At 41.4% G+C, this 18,671-nt stretch carries 22 protein-coding genes; 2 read left to right on the top strand and 20 right to left on the bottom strand.

What is annotated here, in order from left to right:
• Positions 1-9 precede the first annotated feature (9 nt).
• The 6 genes from BK120_RS03130 to BK120_RS03105 form a co-directional block, all read right to left on the bottom strand.
• Positions 10-960, bottom strand: a complete 951-nt coding sequence (locus BK120_RS03130) for an ABC transporter permease (protein ID WP_076265979.1) — start codon at positions 958-960, stop codon at positions 10-12.
• A gap of 29 nt (positions 961-989) precedes the next feature.
• Entirely contained in the window at positions 990-1,961 is a 972-nt protein-coding gene (locus BK120_RS03125) for an ABC transporter ATP-binding protein (RefSeq protein ID WP_076265978.1), read from the bottom strand.
• On the bottom strand, positions 1,958-2,923 hold the full coding sequence (locus tag BK120_RS03120) for an ABC transporter ATP-binding protein (RefSeq protein WP_076265977.1): 966 nt from the start codon (positions 2,921-2,923) through the stop codon (positions 1,958-1,960). The genes BK120_RS03125 and BK120_RS03120 overlap by 4 nt, the downstream gene beginning before the upstream one ends.
• Before the next feature lie 345 nt (positions 2,924-3,268).
• Complete coding sequence (locus BK120_RS03115; RefSeq protein ID WP_076265976.1) at positions 3,269-4,327, bottom strand: LLM class flavin-dependent oxidoreductase; 1,059 nt, start codon at positions 4,325-4,327, stop codon at positions 3,269-3,271.
• Between the two features lie 22 nt (positions 4,328-4,349).
• Complete coding sequence (locus BK120_RS03110; RefSeq protein WP_076265975.1) at positions 4,350-5,291, bottom strand: ring-cleaving dioxygenase; 942 nt, start codon at positions 5,289-5,291, stop codon at positions 4,350-4,352.
• Between the two features lie 51 nt (positions 5,292-5,342).
• Positions 5,343-5,786: a MarR family winged helix-turn-helix transcriptional regulator gene (locus BK120_RS03105; RefSeq protein WP_076265974.1), complete on the bottom strand. Its 444-nt coding sequence runs from the start codon at positions 5,784-5,786 to the stop codon at positions 5,343-5,345.
• 380 nt (positions 5,787-6,166) lie between these two features.
• Here BK120_RS03105 and BK120_RS03100 point away from each other — a divergent pair, with 380 nt between their 5' ends.
• Positions 6,167-6,706, top strand: a complete 540-nt coding sequence (locus BK120_RS03100; RefSeq protein ID WP_076265973.1) for an NADPH-dependent FMN reductase — start codon at positions 6,167-6,169, stop codon at positions 6,704-6,706.
• A gap of 54 nt (positions 6,707-6,760) precedes the next feature.
• Here the strand turns inward: BK120_RS03100 and cdaS are convergent, their stop codons facing one another.
• The 6 genes from cdaS to BK120_RS03070 form a co-directional block, all read right to left on the bottom strand.
• Positions 6,761-7,390, bottom strand: a complete 630-nt coding sequence (gene cdaS / locus BK120_RS03095; RefSeq protein WP_076265972.1) for a sporulation-specific diadenylate cyclase CdaS — start codon at positions 7,388-7,390, stop codon at positions 6,761-6,763.
• A 166-nt stretch (positions 7,391-7,556) separates the two neighbouring features.
• Positions 7,557-8,690: a WD40/YVTN/BNR-like repeat-containing protein gene (locus BK120_RS03090; RefSeq protein ID WP_076265971.1), complete on the bottom strand. Its 1,134-nt coding sequence runs from the start codon at positions 8,688-8,690 to the stop codon at positions 7,557-7,559.
• A 94-nt stretch (positions 8,691-8,784) separates the two neighbouring features.
• Positions 8,785-9,240 carry a DMT family transporter gene (locus BK120_RS03085; RefSeq protein WP_076265970.1) on the bottom strand — a complete coding sequence of 152 codons (456 nt, stop codon included), beginning with the start codon at positions 9,238-9,240 and terminating at the stop codon, positions 8,785-8,787.
• A gap of 52 nt (positions 9,241-9,292) precedes the next feature.
• Positions 9,293-9,991 carry a Crp/Fnr family transcriptional regulator gene (locus BK120_RS03080; protein WP_076265969.1) on the bottom strand — a complete coding sequence of 233 codons (699 nt, stop codon included), beginning with the start codon at positions 9,989-9,991 and terminating at the stop codon, positions 9,293-9,295.
• Between the two features lie 54 nt (positions 9,992-10,045).
• The gene (locus tag BK120_RS03075) at positions 10,046-10,471 is read right to left on the bottom strand and encodes a DMT family transporter (protein ID WP_076265968.1); all 426 of its coding nucleotides are present in this window, start codon (positions 10,469-10,471) and stop codon (positions 10,046-10,048) included.
• Between the two features lie 160 nt (positions 10,472-10,631).
• Complete coding sequence (locus tag BK120_RS03070) at positions 10,632-11,408, bottom strand: IclR family transcriptional regulator (RefSeq protein WP_076265967.1); 777 nt, start codon at positions 11,406-11,408, stop codon at positions 10,632-10,634.
• A gap of 190 nt (positions 11,409-11,598) precedes the next feature.
• Here BK120_RS03070 and BK120_RS03065 point away from each other — a divergent pair, with 190 nt between their 5' ends.
• Positions 11,599-11,790, top strand: a complete 192-nt coding sequence (locus BK120_RS03065; RefSeq protein WP_076265966.1) for a hypothetical protein — start codon at positions 11,599-11,601, stop codon at positions 11,788-11,790.
• A 230-nt stretch (positions 11,791-12,020) separates the two neighbouring features.
• Here the strand turns inward: BK120_RS03065 and BK120_RS03060 are convergent, their stop codons facing one another.
• The 8 genes from BK120_RS03060 to BK120_RS03025 all read right to left on the bottom strand — a co-directional run bounded on the left by BK120_RS03060 (position 12,021) and on the right by BK120_RS03025 (position 18,385).
• Entirely contained in the window at positions 12,021-13,139 is a 1,119-nt protein-coding gene (locus BK120_RS03060; protein ID WP_076265965.1) for a sensor histidine kinase, read from the bottom strand.
• Positions 13,136-13,828, bottom strand: a complete 693-nt coding sequence (locus tag BK120_RS03055) for a response regulator transcription factor (protein ID WP_076265964.1) — start codon at positions 13,826-13,828, stop codon at positions 13,136-13,138. The genes BK120_RS03060 and BK120_RS03055 overlap by 4 nt, the downstream gene beginning before the upstream one ends.
• The gene (locus BK120_RS03050) at positions 13,825-14,457 is read right to left on the bottom strand and encodes a nitrite/sulfite reductase domain-containing protein (RefSeq protein ID WP_076265963.1); all 633 of its coding nucleotides are present in this window, start codon (positions 14,455-14,457) and stop codon (positions 13,825-13,827) included. The genes BK120_RS03055 and BK120_RS03050 overlap by 4 nt, the downstream gene beginning before the upstream one ends.
• Positions 14,458-14,671: 214 nt before the next feature.
• Entirely contained in the window at positions 14,672-15,814 is a 1,143-nt protein-coding gene (locus tag BK120_RS03045) for a serine hydrolase domain-containing protein (RefSeq protein ID WP_076265962.1), read from the bottom strand.
• Positions 15,815-15,970: 156 nt separating this feature from the next.
• Positions 15,971-16,519, bottom strand: a complete 549-nt coding sequence (locus BK120_RS03040; protein WP_076266134.1) for a GrpB family protein — start codon at positions 16,517-16,519, stop codon at positions 15,971-15,973.
• Positions 16,519-17,049 (bottom strand): DUF6886 family protein, encoded by a 531-nt coding sequence (locus tag BK120_RS03035; protein WP_076265961.1) that lies wholly within the window; start codon positions 17,047-17,049, stop codon positions 16,519-16,521. The genes BK120_RS03040 and BK120_RS03035 overlap by 1 nt, the downstream gene beginning before the upstream one ends.
• A gap of 143 nt (positions 17,050-17,192) precedes the next feature.
• Complete coding sequence (locus BK120_RS03030; RefSeq protein ID WP_076265960.1) at positions 17,193-17,552, bottom strand: rhodanese-like domain-containing protein; 360 nt, start codon at positions 17,550-17,552, stop codon at positions 17,193-17,195.
• Between the two features lie 41 nt (positions 17,553-17,593).
• On the bottom strand, positions 17,594-18,385 hold the full coding sequence (locus tag BK120_RS03025) for a sulfite exporter TauE/SafE family protein (RefSeq protein WP_076265959.1): 792 nt from the start codon (positions 18,383-18,385) through the stop codon (positions 17,594-17,596).
• Positions 18,386-18,671 lie beyond the last annotated feature (286 nt).

Here is an 18,671-nt window from a genome sequence, read left to right as displayed (position 1 = left end):
CCCCTCCAATCAGCTGTATTTAATGCGTGGATCAACCATTGAATAAACGATGTCGGTGAACAAATTCGTGAAGAGTATAACGCAGGCAGCAATCAAATTAATGCCCATTAAAGTCGGATAGTCGCGTGAGAGAATGGCTTCCATCGTTAATTGCCCGATACCCGGCCATTGAAATACTTGCTCAATAATAATGCTGCCGCCTAATACCAAAGGAATTTCTGCACCGATGATCGTTATGATCGGGATTAAGGCATTGCGAAGCGCATGCTTATTTGTAACCAGAAATTCACTAAGGCCTTTCGCTCGAGCTGTGCGCAGATAATCCTGATGCAGTACATCGAGCATACTGGCGCGAACATACCGAACCTTTTTACCTGCAATCGTAATACCAAGCACCATGACAGGAAGAATCATATGCATGAGGATATCTCCAAAGCTGCCAGAGCCTCCTAACGTTGACATTCCCCCCGTTGGAAGCCACTTCAGCTTAATTCCAACCAAATAGATAAATCCAAGGCCTAGGAAAAAGGGAGGAATCGAGGTGCCTAGAAAGGATAACCCTGTCATGAAATAATCCAATTTTGAATTCTGTTTGACAGCACTGATCACCCCTACGGGTACGGCAATCAATATCCCAACCAGCATCGATGCTGCAGCCAGCAGCAAGGTAGGTCCGATTCGGGCGCCAATCAGCTGTGATACAGGGGCGAAGCTGCTAAATGAATAGCCTAGTTCTCCTCTAAAAAAACCGCCCAGCCATTTTACATACTGTATATACAATGGGTCATTCAGACCAAGCAGCTCTTTTTTAATCTCTAGCAGCTCTTTCGGGATATTAGGATTGATTAACATATCCACGGGATTCCCGGGAGCCATATTCATGATAAGAAAATTAAGCAATGTGATTCCAAGAAATACCGGTATGGAAATCAGCAGCCTTCGAACGATATAATGGCCCATCGATGCCTTCTCCTTTCCTAGCCTTTGTGCTATGCAAGCGGATAATGGCATGCAACAGAGTGATGCTCTTCCGTAATAACCGGTTCCGCTGTTCGGCACAGCTCTTGCACATAAGGACAACGAGTATGAAAACGACAACCAGTGGGAGGCTCCGCTGGACTAGGCACATCGCCTTGAATGATGAGACTCTTCTTTGTTCGAAGCGTCGGGTCCGGCGGAGGATACGCATTTAATAGAAGCTGCGTATACGGGTGCTTCGGCTTGCGGAATAGCTCCTCTGTAGGGGCCAATTCTACGATTTTTCCCAAGTACATGACGGCGATTCTTGTACTGATCTGTTTAACTGCTCCAATGCCATGGGCGATAAATAAATACGTCAGCTTTAACTCATTTTGCAAATCCTGCAAAAGATTTAAAATTTGAGCTTGGATGGAGACATCAAGCGCTGATACTGGCTCATCGCATACGATCAATTTGGGTTTGAATGAAATGGCTCTAGCGATTCCGATCCTCTGGCGCTGCCCCCCGGAAAATTCATGAGGATATCGATTGGCAACCGAACGCGGCAATCCAACTAATTGAAGCAGGTTATCAACCTCACGCTGCACCTCATTGCGCTTCACCAGCTTGTGAACAATTAATGGCTCAGCAAGCGTATCGTATATTCGAAGCCTTGGATTTAAGGAAGCATAAGGGTCCTGAAAAATCATTTGCATTCGTGTCCGCAGCGGCTTTAACTGTCGCTGAGAGGAATATATTATGTTTTGATTTTCAAATAAAATACGCCCAGCTTGCGGATTCTCGAGTCGAATGATTGAACGTCCAATCGTCGACTTGCCGCATCCCGATTCGCCAACTAAACCGACGGTTTCCCCTTCATACATCGTTAGGCTCACATCATCAACCGCCTTGATATGGCTGACTTGATTTGAAAATACCCCACTACGAATCGGGTAATACATTTTTAACCGTTCGATTTGCAATAATGTGTTGAGGCTCATAAGCTAACCGCCTGTGCATGTTCATCATTTGAAACGTTTGGAGGATCCATCAGCCAGCAGCGGACATGATGTCCCTGTCCATTCGTCGTAAGATCAGGCTGCTCTTGCTGGCATCGTGCGATTGTATGCGGACAGCGTGGGTGAAAGCGGCATCCTGCAGGCATTTTCTGGAAAGAAGGAACTGAACCTGGAATTGTCTGCAGCCGCTCCCTGTTGACTTGATCGAGTCGGAGGGTTGATTTCATTAAGCCTTGTGTATATGGATGCTTTGGTGCTCGAAAGAGAGTAAAAACGTCAGCTGATTCTACGACTTGCCCCGCATACATGACGACCACCGTATCAGCCATTTCAGCTACAACTCCTAAATCATGTGTAACTAGCAGGATAGCAGCACCGCTTTCTGCTTGCAGCTGCTTCATCAGTGCAAGGATTTGTGCTTGAATCGTAACATCGAGTGCAGTCGTTGGCTCATCGGCAATGAGCAGCTTGGGCTGGCATGCCAGCGCCATTGCAATCATTACCCGTTGTCTCATGCCTCCTGAAAGTGCGTGAGGGTATTCCTTTATAATCGTTTCAGCTCTAGGAATCCCTACTTTCCTTAACAAATCTACGGCTAAGCGCTTCGCTTCCTTTCGAGACAGGTTCAAATGCTGACGAATCGTTTCTTCAATCTGCTCTCCGATTGAGAATACTGGATTTAGAGAGGTCATCGGTTCTTGAAAAATCATCGCGATTTCGCTGCCTCGAAGCTTACGAAGCTGAGCTTGTGAGCAGTTGATTAGAGATGAGCCGTTGAACTTGATTTCTCCTTGATTAACTGAACCATTAGCTCCGAGCAATCCCATGATGGAAAGGGATGTTACACTCTTTCCGCAACCGGATTCACCAACAATAGCGATGGTTTCCCCATGTTCAAGTGTGAAGCTCACATCATCTACAGCGATCACTTCTCCTTGATCCATCCGAAATGCCACCTGTAATCGATCAACTTCTAATAGCTGTCCTATTGCATTCACCAACTTTTTATCATTTGGTATACGTACTTTACAAGTAATCCATATAATTCCTATGTGTTTTGTTAACTTTGATTAACCCTAGCATACAGAATTTTGAAAAGTTTGAATAATAGAATAATTCTATATATAAATAGAAAATTGTTCCAATCCATACATAAATAGCTACGAAAGCTCGTTATGACTAGCTATTTAGCGGGGTTATTAGGATGATCTGGAACATAAAAAAGTGCCGCAATAAATCGTCGCGGCACTTTTTATAAGTTAAATGATGAAATTGATTTTGATTCCAATTTAGTTTTTAGCGGTGTGTTTCTTAATTGCGGGCATAATTTCAGTAGCGATAAGTTCTATATTTTTTGCAATTTTATCAAACGGAACACCGCCAAAATCAATTTGAGCCATAAAACGCTGATGTCCATATAATTCATATTGGTAAAGCATTTTTTCAATGATTTGCTGCGGACTGCCCACCATTAGAGCATCACGATGATCGGTCGACTGTGCAAACTGCTGTTTTGGATATCCGCCTCCACGCAGTGCTTGCATTCCAGCGTTAAGATGTGGATAGTACTCACGTAAAGCGTCTTGTGTCGTTTCCGCCATATAAAATAAACTCGTGGTTGCTATAGGTAGAACTGCAGGATCAAAACCTTTGCTAAGTGCAGCTTCACGATAAGCATCTACCGAAATTTTAAAGTTGCTTGCAGGACCACCAAGCGTCGTCAGCATCATCGGTATTCCGGCATTTCCTGCTTTAATAGCACTTGCAGGAGGTCCGCCTACTGCTCTCCAAATGGGCATATGTCCATTTTTGGGCTGCGGCAAAATCGATGCTTGCTTAAGAGCTGGTCTAAACTGACCTTCCCATGTTATCGTTTCTTCATTGTTTAATTTCATTAGAAGCTCTAGTTTCTCTTCAAATAGTTCTTCATAATCCCGAACATCATAGCCAAGCAAACTATACGCCCCGACACGTGAGCCCCGTCCTGCCACAATTTCCGCACGTCCCTTGGAAATTAAATCGATCGTTGCAAAATCTTCGTATACTCGAACAGGATCAGATGTACTTAGCACTGTTGCTGAGCTGGCAATCTTAATGTTTTTTGTGGCCTGAGCGATTGCTCCTAAAATCACGGTATGGGCTTGTGTCGTGAAAAATGTTTGATGACTTTCCCCTATAGCAAATACATCTATTCCTGCCTCATCTGCCAGCTTGCTTGCATCGATGAGCTCTTGAATACGCTGTTCAGCACTTATCATAGTGCCCGTATGCGGGTTAGACAAATGATCCCCGATGGAATACAATCCGAATTCTAATCCTTTATTTTTATCGATTCGATATTTTTCCATGCGTACTCTCCCCTTTTGCGTTTTAATTCAGCGGTACTAATTTTGCTTCAATATCCGCTCGTCTAGCTTCTAAAAATGGCGGTAAATCCAGTGCTTTACCTAGCTCTGCGACGGATGAATCTTTCGTAAACCCAGGCCCATCCGTCGCTATTTCAAACAAAATGCCATTTGATTCTCGGAAATATAAGCTTTGAAAATAATAACGATCCACGATGCCTGAGGAGTGGAAGCCGCGTTTTTTAACGACCTCATCCCAATAACGCAGCTCTTCTTCATTTTTAACACGGATAGCTAAATGATGAATGCTTCCTCTTCCAGGCTTCTCGATTGCACCATCTGCTTGTTTGACCAAAATTTCTCCATAGGAACGGCCGGCAACAGATTGATAAACGGCTTCATTATCCGTACGTGACACTTCGCTATAACCTAACATGCTCGTCAATGTAGCGGCTAAACGATCTAAAGACCGAACGGTAATTTCGACAGTTCCCATGCCAAGAATGCGATGATTTTGCAAGGCGATTGATTCCTCCCATGCTGCCCATTTCTCAGGAACTTCCTCACCATTATTGTTTAGTAGAACCATTCGCAAACCTTCTGTATCTTCAAAATGCAGCGCATCTCGCCCCGCATATTTTGTGATTTCGCCGTGCTCTACCTTTAATAATTCAAAACGTTTTTTCCAATAGGCCAAACTTTCTAAAGAAGGCACGAGCAAACCAATTTGCGTAATTGCATTAGTACCGCGTACAGTTCTTCCTGCATTTGTCATTTCAAAGAAGGATAGCTCCGTTCCCGCACTGCCCGTTAAATCACCGTAAAATAAATGATACATGGATGGATCGTCTTGATTAACCGTCTTCTTCACTCTGCGCAGTCCTAGTACTTCTTGATAAAATTGATTATTAATTTTTGCGTTTTTTGTAATCATCGAAATATGATGATGTCCAGGGATGGTATACATAATTGTTCCTCCTCTATTTAACTTGACTAGTCAATTGATATTGCAAAAAAATTACTCTGACGGCAATTTCTTTTTTTGGCTATGTTTATGGATGCGAGTCATCAATGAGTATAGTGTTTTTTGTTCGTCCTCATTTAATACATCTTCAAAAAATGAAGTTTGAAAAGCAAGCTGGCTCGGCATTGCGATATCCAATATGGCTTCGGCTTTTTCTGTTAAACTAATCGTTTTGGTTTTCCAGTCTTGTTTGCGCACAATATAACCTTCGTTCTCAAGTCGTGCGAGCATGCGAGATATACCGCCTTGCGTAACCGTTACTTTCTCGGCCAAAACCATTTGGGTTAGAGGCTGATAGACACGAATCTGCATGAGTACATCAAATTGAGCAGTCGTTAAATCAAATTGTTTTAAAAATTCATTTGACATCTGGTTGCTCTGATTCGTAAAACGCATCAGCCGAAGCCAAATTAACGAACCTAACGTATTATTCTGCATTTCGTTCCCCCTCTCAATGACTATGCAATCACTTTACTACTCAATTGATAAAATGGCAAGTGTGAATGTTTAAGTTTAAAAAGCTACAATTAATGGAAAGATTAATGCACTTAATTAATTATAGTTACTTGACAAAGAAATTTATATTCGCTATTATTATCTCATATTAAAGATACTCAACGTAAAGGAAGTTGGCGTATTTTTATTATCCATCTTTCGTTAAGAATAACCCTTCCTTGTTTAAGAAATACTGATCATTAACTATTTGTTATTCTAAGGACGGTTCTTGTTCTAAAGCTTTACAACATGATTTGGCAGTGTCTGCAAAAGGTTTTCTAGACAAATGATTTGGTAGAACAACTATTGAGGAGGAAAAAACAGTGTCAAAATTAAATATCGGTATTATTTTAGGAAGTACTCGTCAAGGTCGTCTTAGCCCGCAAGTTGGTGAATGGGTGAAGAAAATCGCTGATCAACGCGGAGATGCTAATTATGAAATCGTTGATATCGCGGATTTTAAGCTCCCGCTCTTGGGAGAAAGCGATGCTACTGAGCAAGCAACAGCTTGGAATACGAAGCTTGCTAGCTTGGATGGATTCGTATTTATTGTACAAGAATACAACCACAGTATTTCAGCATCACTGAAAAATGCGCTTGATTATGCTCGTGACGCATGGAACGATAAAGCAGCAGGTATTGTAAGTTACGGTTCTGTAGGCGGTGCTCGAGCAGCTGAGCATTTACGTGGAATTTTGGGCGAATTGTCTGTAGCTGACGTTCGTGTACATCCTGCATTGTCACTCTTCACTGATTTTGAGAACGGTTCTGTTTTCAAACCAGCTGATCTTCATCTTACTAATTTGAACGGCATGTTAGATCAAGTACTCGCTTGGAGCGGCGCATTGAAAACATTGCGTTAATCGTCACTACCAACTACCACCTCTTTATGAAGAGGTGGTTTTTCTTTGTGTCATTTAATGGAGCAGATCATTGCCCGGTGAAAAGGGATATAAATTTCCTTCCAAGCTGAAGGAAGCTTGTCCGGTTTCTTCTGATACGATGATAACAAGCGCATCACTTAATTCTGATAAACCAAGACCGGCACGATGTCTAGTTCCAAGCTTCTTCTGCTCGCTGTCTCTTTGCGTTAACGGCAGGACATTGCCGGCAGATATAATTTTATCATTTTGGATTAAGACTGCGCCGTCATGGAGCGGACCGCCAGGCGTGAAAATAGATTCTATTAACGAATGCGTCAGCATGGCAGAAATCAAAACGCCATGAGTAATATACCTATCGATTGCATCTGATCTTTGCACGACGAGAAGCGCCCCATGGCGCCGTTTCGATAAATGGGATATTGCATGGGACAGCTCGTCATATTTAGCGGTATAAGGTGCAAGATAACATTTTAAATAAAAGGTTGTTGCAATCGATTCCGTCTCAAAAACTTGTTCTTTCATAGAATGGAACTCATTTAACAAGCAGTTGCCAGCATCATGATCCAAATCCTTTATCAAAGCTTCAAGGGATTCACGCAAATGTAGAAGCTTGCTTTTCACTTCAACTTTCATTGGAGAGAAATCACATTTTATATCATCCATACGTCCACCCCACTTAAGTGACTACCGCAAATTAAAGCTCAATACTTCCTTTATTTTGCTTAGCCCCTCTTTTTTTATACATAATGGCTGTTGGCAACAAAAAGACTGGCCCTATAATAGGAACCAGTCTTCTTATCGTTCTTGTCAGCATATCTGCGATTGCAGCTTACTGATTGTTTTCAGGAATGCTTAATTTTTTGGACCATGTTTTGCCGCCATCGGTTGTTCTGTACACAGCAGCATTAGCTAGACTTGTATCGGCCATCCAGCCTAGCTCTTTGCTTGTAAATGAAATAATGCTTTCTCCCCCAGCGATCGGTGTAAGATTATTCCACGTTTTTCCTGAATCAATCGAACGACCAACGCCAATGACTCCAGCGGCTGGAGAGTAACCTCCGAGTATCGCAGCTCCATCAACAAGCTCCAAATTGCTAGGGTGTCCGCCAGGCGCAGCCGGTCCTTCCTTAACAAGTCCTGCAGCACCGCCCGGTGCTGGTCCGCCGCCTGCTGTTTCCTGGCTAATTACTTTCCTCCAGCTTGAACCATTATCTGCAGAGGCATAAAGGGAATAAGATTGCTGGGACATCCCAACCCCTCCGTAAAATTGAGCCCATATTTGATTTCCCTTTGTGTAAAGCTTTCCGCCTATACTCTCCTCAGATTTAACCGTTAGTTTCGTGGACCAATGTGTACCACCATCTGTTGTTTTTGATAGTCGATAGCCAAATCCAGGTACTACGATAAGTGACCATCCATGCTTCACATCTGTAAATTCTGCATAGCGGTTATTGGGAGGCGTAGAGATTTTAGTCCATGTTTTCCCGCCATTTGATGTTTTATAGGCAAAAGCCTTCGTATAGCCGAAGCCATTTGAAGCATCCACAAAATGAATACGTTCAAGCGCGAGCGGACTGGTTACTATTTTGGTGAACGTTTTTCCGCCATCCTTGGTGTGAATAAGGGCATTCGTTCCGGAAGCAGAAGATTTCGCCAATGCCCATCCGGTTGTGTTGGAAATGAAATCAAGCTGTGTAAACTGCCAAGTACCCTTATAGATCGGTTGCCATGTTGAGCCGGCATCAGAAGTTCCAATGAGAAATCCATTGCCAGCAGCGCGTCCGGTTGTTCCGCTCAAAAATTGAATATCACTGAAATGGTATGTCGTATCCCCTGCTGGTGTACCGCTGAAAAGATCCTTTGCTGTGGTTGTGCCTGCTGCTTGCATTAACGGTGCAGTTGCTGTTAGGCCAATCATCAGTGCTGCTGCTACAAGACTGTACTTAAGTTTAGCTTTGATCATGTTTTTCCTCCTCCTGCTGCTAAGTTAGTATTAGAGCCTTTATAGAAGAAAATACCCTGATTTGATCAAAATGAATCTTAATGAGTATTGATCGTTATGCTGTAGCTTTCTTACGAGCACCGCTTATTTTAAATACAATGATGCCACAGACGATTACAAGGACACCTAACCCTTTATTCGTTGTGAACGCTACTTTTTCGATACCTAGCCACCCTTGCGAGTCCCACAATAAAGCAGTTCCCAGCTGTGCGGTTAGAACGATAGAGATGGCATACGTCGGACCAAGCCGTCTAATGCCTTGTACCAGACAAGTAACAACGCCTACGCCGATTAGACCGCTGAACCAGTACCATGGCTTCATATTTTGTAATGCAAATAACTGTTCGCCTTCGAATAGGAATCCGATAACAAATGAGGCAAGGAAGCCCATGCCTAATACTAACGCAGTAGTTGTCCATGTATTTATTCGTTCATTGACTTTGCTATTGAATATATTTTGCAAACTGACCAAACAACCAGTGAGAACTGCAAATATAAGTCCAATCATCATGTTTTCTACTCTCCCATTGGCTTATTGTTTTGAAATAGCTCATGATATTGTTTTACTCATAAATATTTTGGCTGGCGAGTGCGCGTAGTCCATCCTTGTTTTTCACAAGAATGCCTCCATTTTTTCGCTCAATTAAACCCTTTGCACAAAATTGCTGGACAACCCGATTGAGATGTCTATAGCTCGTTCCGATCAAGTTAGCCGTATCCTTCAAGCTGATAGTTTTTCGCTGTCCTTTCATTAGATATTCCGAATCATCATAGGAGACGGACAATAGATAGCTCGCCAATCGAACCTCCACAGGATGCAAAATATTGAAGCTTAATGCGTTTGAATTTTTCAAAAATTTCCGAGCTATAATTTTCAATAAAAATTGCAGCAGCGGTGAATGATCTTTGCCGTATTTATTCAACCACTGATGATGAATCCCAATCATATATACAGTCGACACGGCTTCGACCGTGTTGATAATGTCAATGTCTTGCACATATTCAATATCCCCCACGACATCAAGGGAGGTTTTGAAAGTAAGAATAAGTGTTTTCCCATCTTTCGAGGTTGTGTAGATCTTTATCTTTCCTTGGACGAGGAAATAGAGATATTTTGAAGATTGACCTTGGGAACAAATAAGCTCCTCATGATCAAAGCAAAATAGTGACAAGTGGGGTAATAGTTGTTCCCCGAATGTTGCTTCCAATTGATGCGCCTGTAAAAAATGGTGGAGCTGCTCGCGATCTTTAATTTCTTGCATCTGTACGAATCACCTCCAGAGGAATACGGTCAAGGGCTTGGTATATTTTAACTATTATAACCGCAATATGACCACCCCAGCTATCATCATCCCAATACCGATGAATTGAGGCAGCCTCATCTTCTGCTTTGCAACGCCGAACCATCCTTGACTATCGACGATAAAAGCCAGGCTTAACTGGGCAATCAGCAAGGCAGATATGCTAAGTGTAACGCCAATTTGTTGAATAGCAGTGACATTGCTGAAGATGATAATAGCTGCAAAGGAACCGCCGATTAGATATACGGGTTTTACTTGTTTAAAACCGTACCACTGTTTATCCCTGACGAATAACAGAATAATCAAGGCTGCTATGAAGCCGGTGAACTGGGTAATCGTTGCGGTTTGCCAAGTGCCGATATCTTGACTAATTCTTGAATTAGCAACACCTTGCAGTGTAATTAAGACCCCGCCTAAAAATGCGAAAATGCTCCCTTTCATATCATTTCTCTCCTCCAAATCAATCTTTCCATCATTAAACGATACATTTCAAGGTTTAGGAAAGGACATATGTCCTAATGTTTTAAAAGCAGCACATTGGCATAAAAAAGAACGAACAGTTCGTCGCTGTTCGTTCAATTTATTCGTTTTGGATAGCCTCCTACTCGCTCCAACGTATCTTATTGCGGAACCCCAGTTCTTTGGAGATGAGATCCGCATATTTTTTTGCTTGCTGGCCGTAGCTCTCGATTTTACTTGGCGTAAACCGTATCGCAGGACCAGCTACATTCAGTGATCCAATAACGGTATTATCATAAGAAAAGATGGGAGCACCGATGCCAGTTGTTCCCTCCGTTGCTTCTCCTGATGTGATGGCATAACCTCTGGAGCGTATGTTCTCTAGGTCTGCCTGAATCATTTCTTTGGACAATGGAATTAGCGAGGGTACTGTTGTCCAATCCACGCCTTGCAATATAGCTTCCTGCTTAGTGGATGGCAGATGAGCAAGAATAGCGCGATTAGATGCTCCAATATAGAGTGGCAGCCTAAGTCCGATAGGTTCGGATATTTTCAACATTTGCGGCGAATCAATGGAATCAATGTAGACACCTTCTTGGTTCTCTCTTGTAGCCAAATAAATCGTTTCTTTCGTTTTTTGCGATAGCTCGGCCATGAAGGGTCTAGCCAGTGACCTGAACATTAGGCTGTCCCACATCAAAAAACCGTATTTCATAATGGAAAGACCTAATTTATATTTTTTTGATTTTTTATCTTGTGCAACAAATCCATGTTCGGATAAGGAATGAAGAATCCGATGAGCGCTTTGTACAGGCATGCCGAGTTCCCTGCTGATTTCTGTCGCACTCATTTCTTTCTCACTGCCATGCGGTACAAGCAGATCCAGTATGTGAATAGCTTTTGAAATGACCCCGGACATTTGCTGCACCTCCGATTAGGAATTGATGTTATATTGCTTAACATGATTTTAGCATGTTGATTCTAGCAACGGATACTCGCATGACATCGAAAAAGGCGAAATGATAGTTTTGTTTTCTTCTCTTTTTATTCCTCTTTTTCGTAAGTATAATCATTTGCAACAGTACGAGAATGAGGAGAAAAATCACATCATGAAGCTCTTAAAGCAATTTGCAGAGCCGGCTGCTCCAACCTTTATTCAATTATGGCGGCATCCAGGATTCCTTATTCTGTTTCTAACAGGTGGAATTATCGCCTTTGGCAACAAAATGTATGAGCTGGCGCTGCACAGTAGTATTTTGGCTAGCTGCTCTAGGAAACCTGCTCATTTTCAGCTACTGTAGATTAAGCTCATTATGGTGTAATTGATGGATGAATGATCAGCGTAATAAGCAGCACCTAATCTCAATAAATAACACGTACCTCCGATCGGAAAAGCATCAACGGTTCGTGTTTTTTTATGCTATTCATTTATAAACGTTCTCACTCAGGTTAGTAAAAGCTTCTGCATTTTATTGTCTTGTGAAGTAAGACTTGGCTTGAATTGTTTGACTTCAATAGCAGCATGTTCAATTCATTCATCTACAAATAGACTCTTTATTTTGTTATTCTTTACTGTATTCGGTAAATACACATGAAATAAAGTCCCTTCATCACTTTCTGCCCAAATTTGTCCTCCATGACGTTCGACAAGCGTTTTCGTAATAGCCAGTCCTAAGCCCCCGCCTCCCGATTTCCGGTTCCGTGATTTTTCCACACGATAGAAACGTTCGAATACATGCGCGAGCTGCTCAGTTGGTATTCCGATTCCAGTATCCTTAACGGTTATTTGAACACCTTGTTGAACTAATTTACCATATACCGATACCTTTCCACCATTTGAAGTAAACTTTAGAGCATTCGATAATAAATTCGTCCATATTTGAATGATTCGGTATTCATCAGCATGGATAGTCATTTCAGGGATGAAACCTCTTTCCAAAATAATTCCTTTGTCTGAAAAGGAGGGCTTCATCAGATCTATAACTTGTTCTATAGATTTTGTTAGAGGAACATCTTTTAAGGTTAACTGCTGTGCTGTAGAAGTAAGTGTTTGCAGGTCTTCCAAATCATTAACCATTTGAACTAAACGGTGAATTTCTTCTCTGCATGATTGAATGCGTTCAGGTGTAGCTTCCCAAATTCCATCTTGAATCGCTGATAAAAAACTATTTAACGTCGTTAAGGGAGTTCGCAGCTCATGAGCAATATTTTCGGTCATCGTCACTCGTAATTGTTCTTGCTGATCAAGCTGTTCAGCTAAATGATTGATAGAGGCAGCCAGTTGATCGACTTCATCTTTTGGAGTGCCTTTTAAAGGAAGACGAGCATCTCGTTTTCCTCTTGCCATAACGAGTGTTATGTTCTTCATTTTAACTAAAGGAGAGGAAATTTTTTTAGCGATGTAAATGCTCATAATAAGCGTAATAATGAGTGCTCCACCTACTGTCAGTCCAATGGATTGAAGAATGGCTTGCTCTAAATGTGAATTTAACGACTCTGTCCTATCGTGGCTGCCTTGCGCGATCTCTTCACCATAAAGCTGGAAATGATGATGAGTGGCTGTAGCTAAAGCAATGGAAGCAATGATTAAGATGGCTGTTGTATAGAAGATAAGAATAATACTAATCCGATAGGATAGTGTTTTTTTCATTTTCCTCCTCCATGAAAGCGATAGCCGGCCCCAAAAACTGTTTGAATGAACATTGGATTTTTAGCATCCACCTCTATTTTTTGCCGTAAATTTTTGACATGCTGATCAATGGTACGAGCATCCCCTTCAAAATCGATTCCCATCACCATATCAATTAATTGTTCGCGGGAAAATGTTCTTTCAGCATTTCTAGCCATAACAACAAGCAGTTTATATTCATTGGGTGTTAAATTTATGGGTTCTTGATTGATGTAAACCTGTTTAGCTTGGCTATCCAAGCTCAATCTTCCATTACCGTATTCCAAACGATCAGCGAGAAGCTCATGATGATTGGTACGCCGCAGGACGGAACGAACTCTAGCCAACAATTCATGGGGATCAAATGGTTTTACGATATAATCGTCAGCTCCAGCAGATAAACCTTGGATGCGATGATTTAGAGAAGCTTTAGCCGTAAGCATAATAATGGGCACCGGATTAGTTCCTCGTATTTTTCTGCACAGCAGCTCTCCATTAATGTCAGGGAGCATCAAGTCAAGAATGATTAAATCAAAGGGCTGCTTATCGATTTCATGCATTGCACTCTGGCCATCACTAGCTGCACATGCACGATAACCAGCCTTGTTTAGATAAGCGATTATAACCTCTCTAATTTTATCTTCATCCTCTACAACTAAAATTTTACTCATGGTTGCTCATTCCATTTCAAAGTTTTTAGTTCGTCTAGTGAAATTCGATTAATAAATTTGCTGAACTTTTCCTTTCCTTTAGCATGTTCTTTATAATAGTTAATGAGATTAATTATTGATGATATTAACTTCTCTTCCGATAACCCTGAAAGTAAAAGCTGGGCAAAGGAAGGCTTTATTCCCTTGGGCTCGCCGCCGACATAAACGTCAAACACATTCCGCATTTTTACGACCCCAATATCTTTTAATAAAGGTTCACTTGTACCTAATGCGCAACCTGCATAACCGACTTTCATTGGCGTTGGTGTTCCGATTCCCGCGATTGTCTCGTTTAATTTAATGGCAATATCTAAGCCGGCATCCTGGGCTCCTTTGCAAAAGTTGCATGCATTCAAGCTTTTTGTCGTAAAGCCTGAAGGATTAACCTCGAGGCCGACTGCTCGTAATTGTTCGGTTATTTCATTTTGTTGATCTAACGGTATTTCCACATAAAGCTGCTTAAAAGGTGTCATCTCTATATTTGCTTCTGTGTCCATTAGTGATCCTATGGTTACCAGTTGATGAGGTGTGAACAGGCTGCCTCCAACCTGAATGGCTGGTGAGACTGCGATTTTTATTTTATCATTCATTTGGCATCTCTCCTTTACATCATAACCATTATAATATACCCCCTAAGGGTATATAGGTCAAGGGTTTTTACTATACCTGGGTTGAGTATCTAGACTAGTCTTAATGATGTCATTACATCAGTTTAATTGTCTGCACAAAAAAAAGAGCGAGCCGAATAGTCGACTCACTCTATATAAATATTACGATTGGCTGCATTCAAGTTGTTTGCTTATTCTAAACCAAACTTGACCATATAATTTGTTTTGTGCCAAGTACCGATTCAGGTATCCATGAGTAAATGGAAGGCACCATGAATACAACAACGAGCTTCTCAACCGGGTCCACAAAAAATCCGGTTCTTCCTGAACCCTCCAGTTGGTAAGTGCCTACAGATTCGTAAGAAAGATGATGAATGGCAAGGTCTAAACCAAGAGCATGGCCTTTATCTTTGATTTTACCTCCCCAATGATAAGCCGGAACGTTAAACAGATGTCGGCGAGTCAACAGATCTACCGACTTTCTGCCAAGGATACGTTGACCTTCAAAGGTTCCGCCATTCAACAGCATTTGTCCGAGTTTCCACATATCAAATAGTGTTGAATAAAGTCCACTATCCGAACGAGGCGGCATAGGGGAACCGTCATTTTCTCTGCTTAACCTTTCGATATCCATCCGATCTACACTGCATACTTCAGAGTGCAGATGCTCAGGCACATCAAAAAAAGTACGTGTCATTTGGAGTGGTTCGATAATGTTCTCCGTAATGTAATCCTCATACTGCTTACCAGATACTCTTGAGATGATCTCGCCCAGCAGAGCGAAGCCCACCGTAGAATAATTATAGGCATCCCCAGGTTGGCAAACGAGCGGGCCTTGCAGCACTTTTCGAATCCAATGATCCATGCCGCTAGCCCCCCACCATTCTCGAGGATAGGGCTCATTATAATATCCGGTGACTGGCAAAATACCAGACGTATGCGTTAATAAGTGGAACAAGGTGATATCTTTATGTACAGGATTATCGAATTCCGCCAAAATGCTGGCCACAGGCAAGTCGATATATAGCTTACCGTCCTCTATGAGCTTCATGATCGCAACACTTGTGAATGCTTTCGTTATGGATGACATTTTACGCAGGGAATTCGGCTGCAGTTCACCCTGGTCTGTTGAGCCATGAAGTCGACCCATTGATTTCCATGCGGCAATCTTTCCTTCTCGTGCAACGAGAAAACTGGCTGCTTGAATTTTTTGCTGTGCGATCAGATTCAGAAAGTGATTATCCAGCTTATTCAATTGATGGGAGCTGAGTCCAACCTCTTCGGGCGCAACATCCAAGTGGCCCTCCGTTATTTTCCACTCGCTTAGCAATTCATTCATTGTCTCGATCCCCTTCCACTAATTAGGAACAATGAATCTATACTACACGAGCTGCTCTAATTTCGTCCATAAGGATGCAAAGACTGCCTTTAAAATTATAAAAGATTGTTCGTTTGTATCAAGTTTAGAGCAGCTTTCCATTCGTATGTTTTCTCATCAAAGATCCTTTGTTTTCGTGAGCTTTACCTTTTTTAATATTTCATTTATAAAATCAGTTTTACCTGCTGTATAACCGGTTCGATCCTGAGCGTGCGATGCCAATTCCTTTTTTAGCTGTTCATACGCAATGACCGCTTCGGGATTTTCCCTAAGATAATCGCGGAATGCCAAATGTCTTGCTAATTCTTCGCTATCACGATTGCACAAATACAAGTGATGCTCCATCCAATTTTCACGCTGTTTATGCCAAGGAACCGACATATCTTTTCTGCCAAAGGCCTCTCTTCCTTCAAAACTCCATTCTTGTTGATGGAAATAACCAATCTTCTCAAGCCCTTGGATGATCAGAGGCAGCATACTATAATCTTCAATGACGATATCTATATCCAAGGTGGGCTTAGCACCAAGTCCTTTAACAGAGGTGCTTCCTACATGTTCAACTGACCTAATGAATTGCCCAACTTCAGCTTCGATAGTAGTTCGTATTTCACAAAATTCGTGCTCCCAAAGAGGATTATAGCTTTCAATCTCAACTATTGTACTCATCATACTGATTCCTTCCTCTGCGCGGCAAAACCCATTCTGCACATCGACCAATTAAAGCTTGTGGTTGCAATTTTATCATTCAAATCCCACAAATTATCGATCATGCGAACCTCGACATTTCTGCGTATGAGTTCTCCAAACAAATCATGAACAATTATTTTATTGATGGGAATCTGTGTTTTTTCGCTCACATAGTAACCAGCACTTTTATCTGCGCTATAGAAATCAGTCGTATCGAATTCATATAAATACAACGTGGTTTGCCTCATGATTTCAAACCATTTATGCTCAATCGCAACAACATGGTCCAACGAATTTGAGCTTAAATAAAGTTTTTTATGCTCATCTGTGGTCGTTTCATGACTATGATAAGTTACTCTAGGACAATTGCGAGGTGTTAGGAAATTCGGCAAGCACCGTTCATTTATTGCCCATACCAACCCTTTGCTTTGATCCATATCCACTCGAGAAGGTATTCTAGGTTCAAAAAGTGTAATATCACTTTCTTCGCTCACATGAAATAATCTCAAATGATCCCTGCTTTCTGATATGAAATAGTTGTGCACGAACAGCATTATTTTCAACATACGAGGAGATTGTACCATAATCTGGTTTAGAGGGTACGCAAAAAAAACCGCGATATCCGCGGTTCATCAGTCACTTGAAAAGTTATCTATGCACATTGTTGGTTTCGTACAGTAAACAGTTGGCTGAAACCATGTTTTTTAAGGATTTTCGCAGCTTTTTTACTTTTATAGAAACTGTCAGACAAAATTAAGACGGAGTCATTTGGTGCAAGCTCTTTGTTCCACAAATAAGGGAGCCGACCAATTGATATATTTATCGAACCATCCACATGACATTTCTCATACTCAGTTGAATCGCGGACATCGAGTATTTTGCTGCTGTCAGGTATAATGCCTTTTTCATTTAGCGCTTTTTCGTCGACATAAGTTAGATTTTTTAAGGGTGTGAATCTTCTATAAATGAACCACATCACGAATAAACCAGTTAGAGCAAGTAAAATCAACATATCCTAACCTCCCCCATCCGTATAATTAAGGTACGCATATTCTATTGCAATATGGATGACCACACTTTAATCGCTGTGAAAATGAGTAATACAACAAGCCCATATCGCAAATATTTCACGTTTATTTTAGAGCTGATTCTAGATCCAATTGGTGCACCAATCAAGCTGCCCAATACAACAAATACAGTTGGCCATATCGGAATGGATCCAGCGGACAGCTTGCCGATTACGCCGCCAATTGCCGATACAAATACGATCGCTAATGATGAGGCAATGGTTGTCCTTGTCGGAATTTTTAAAACCGTCAACATTATTGGGATTAGAATAAAAGCACCACCTGCTCCAACAACTCCTGACACGATGCCAACAATGAAAGCTGACGTTACCGCAATGAGCTTATTAAATGTGATTTCATTTATATTTAATTGTTGTTTTCCCCGGTTTGGAACGAGCATTAAAACAACAGCAATAACCGATAATGTTCCGTATATAATATTAATGGCATCTTCATTAAGAAAACGTGAGCCGAATCCGCCAATTAAACTGCCCATTAATATACTGCTGCCCATATAAACAACAAGACCTTTGTGAATGACTGCTGTTTGATTGCTTTTTTGACGGAAAGCAATAATCCCAGCTAACGAAGCGAAGAAAACTTGAAACATGCTGATGGATGCCACTTCTTTTGCTGTAAACTGCGCTAAGCCAAGACTGGATGGAACATATAATAAAAGGGGAAAATTTATTATGGCCCCGCCTATGCCAAGTAATCCCGAAAAAAAGGAACCGACAAAACCGAGCAGCGTCATGATGATGTAAAGGATAATGTCCATAAAAACTCTCCTTGTTGGAATACAATAAGTAAGGTATAATTAAAACCAAGTAACTTCATGTGAAATGAGGTATTTATAAAATGAAAAGTATTTTCAAAAAAATATTTGAAGATAAATGCCCGACCTGCAATGAACCCTTGCTGTCGATCAATGAAAGCTTGTCCAGTACCAAGTATTGTGAGCATGGACATTACAAAGAAGAAAATTACAGCTCCCTAGGTGTAAGAATTATATATGACGTCTTAGAATAAGCGAACACGCTCTACCGTGTTCGCTTATTTTTTGT

The sequence above is a fragment of the Paenibacillus sp. FSL A5-0031 genome (genome assembly GCF_001956295.1).
Lineage (GTDB): Bacteria > Bacillota > Bacilli > Paenibacillales > Paenibacillaceae > Pristimantibacillus.
This window is presented reverse-complemented; position numbering and strand designations above follow the sequence as displayed.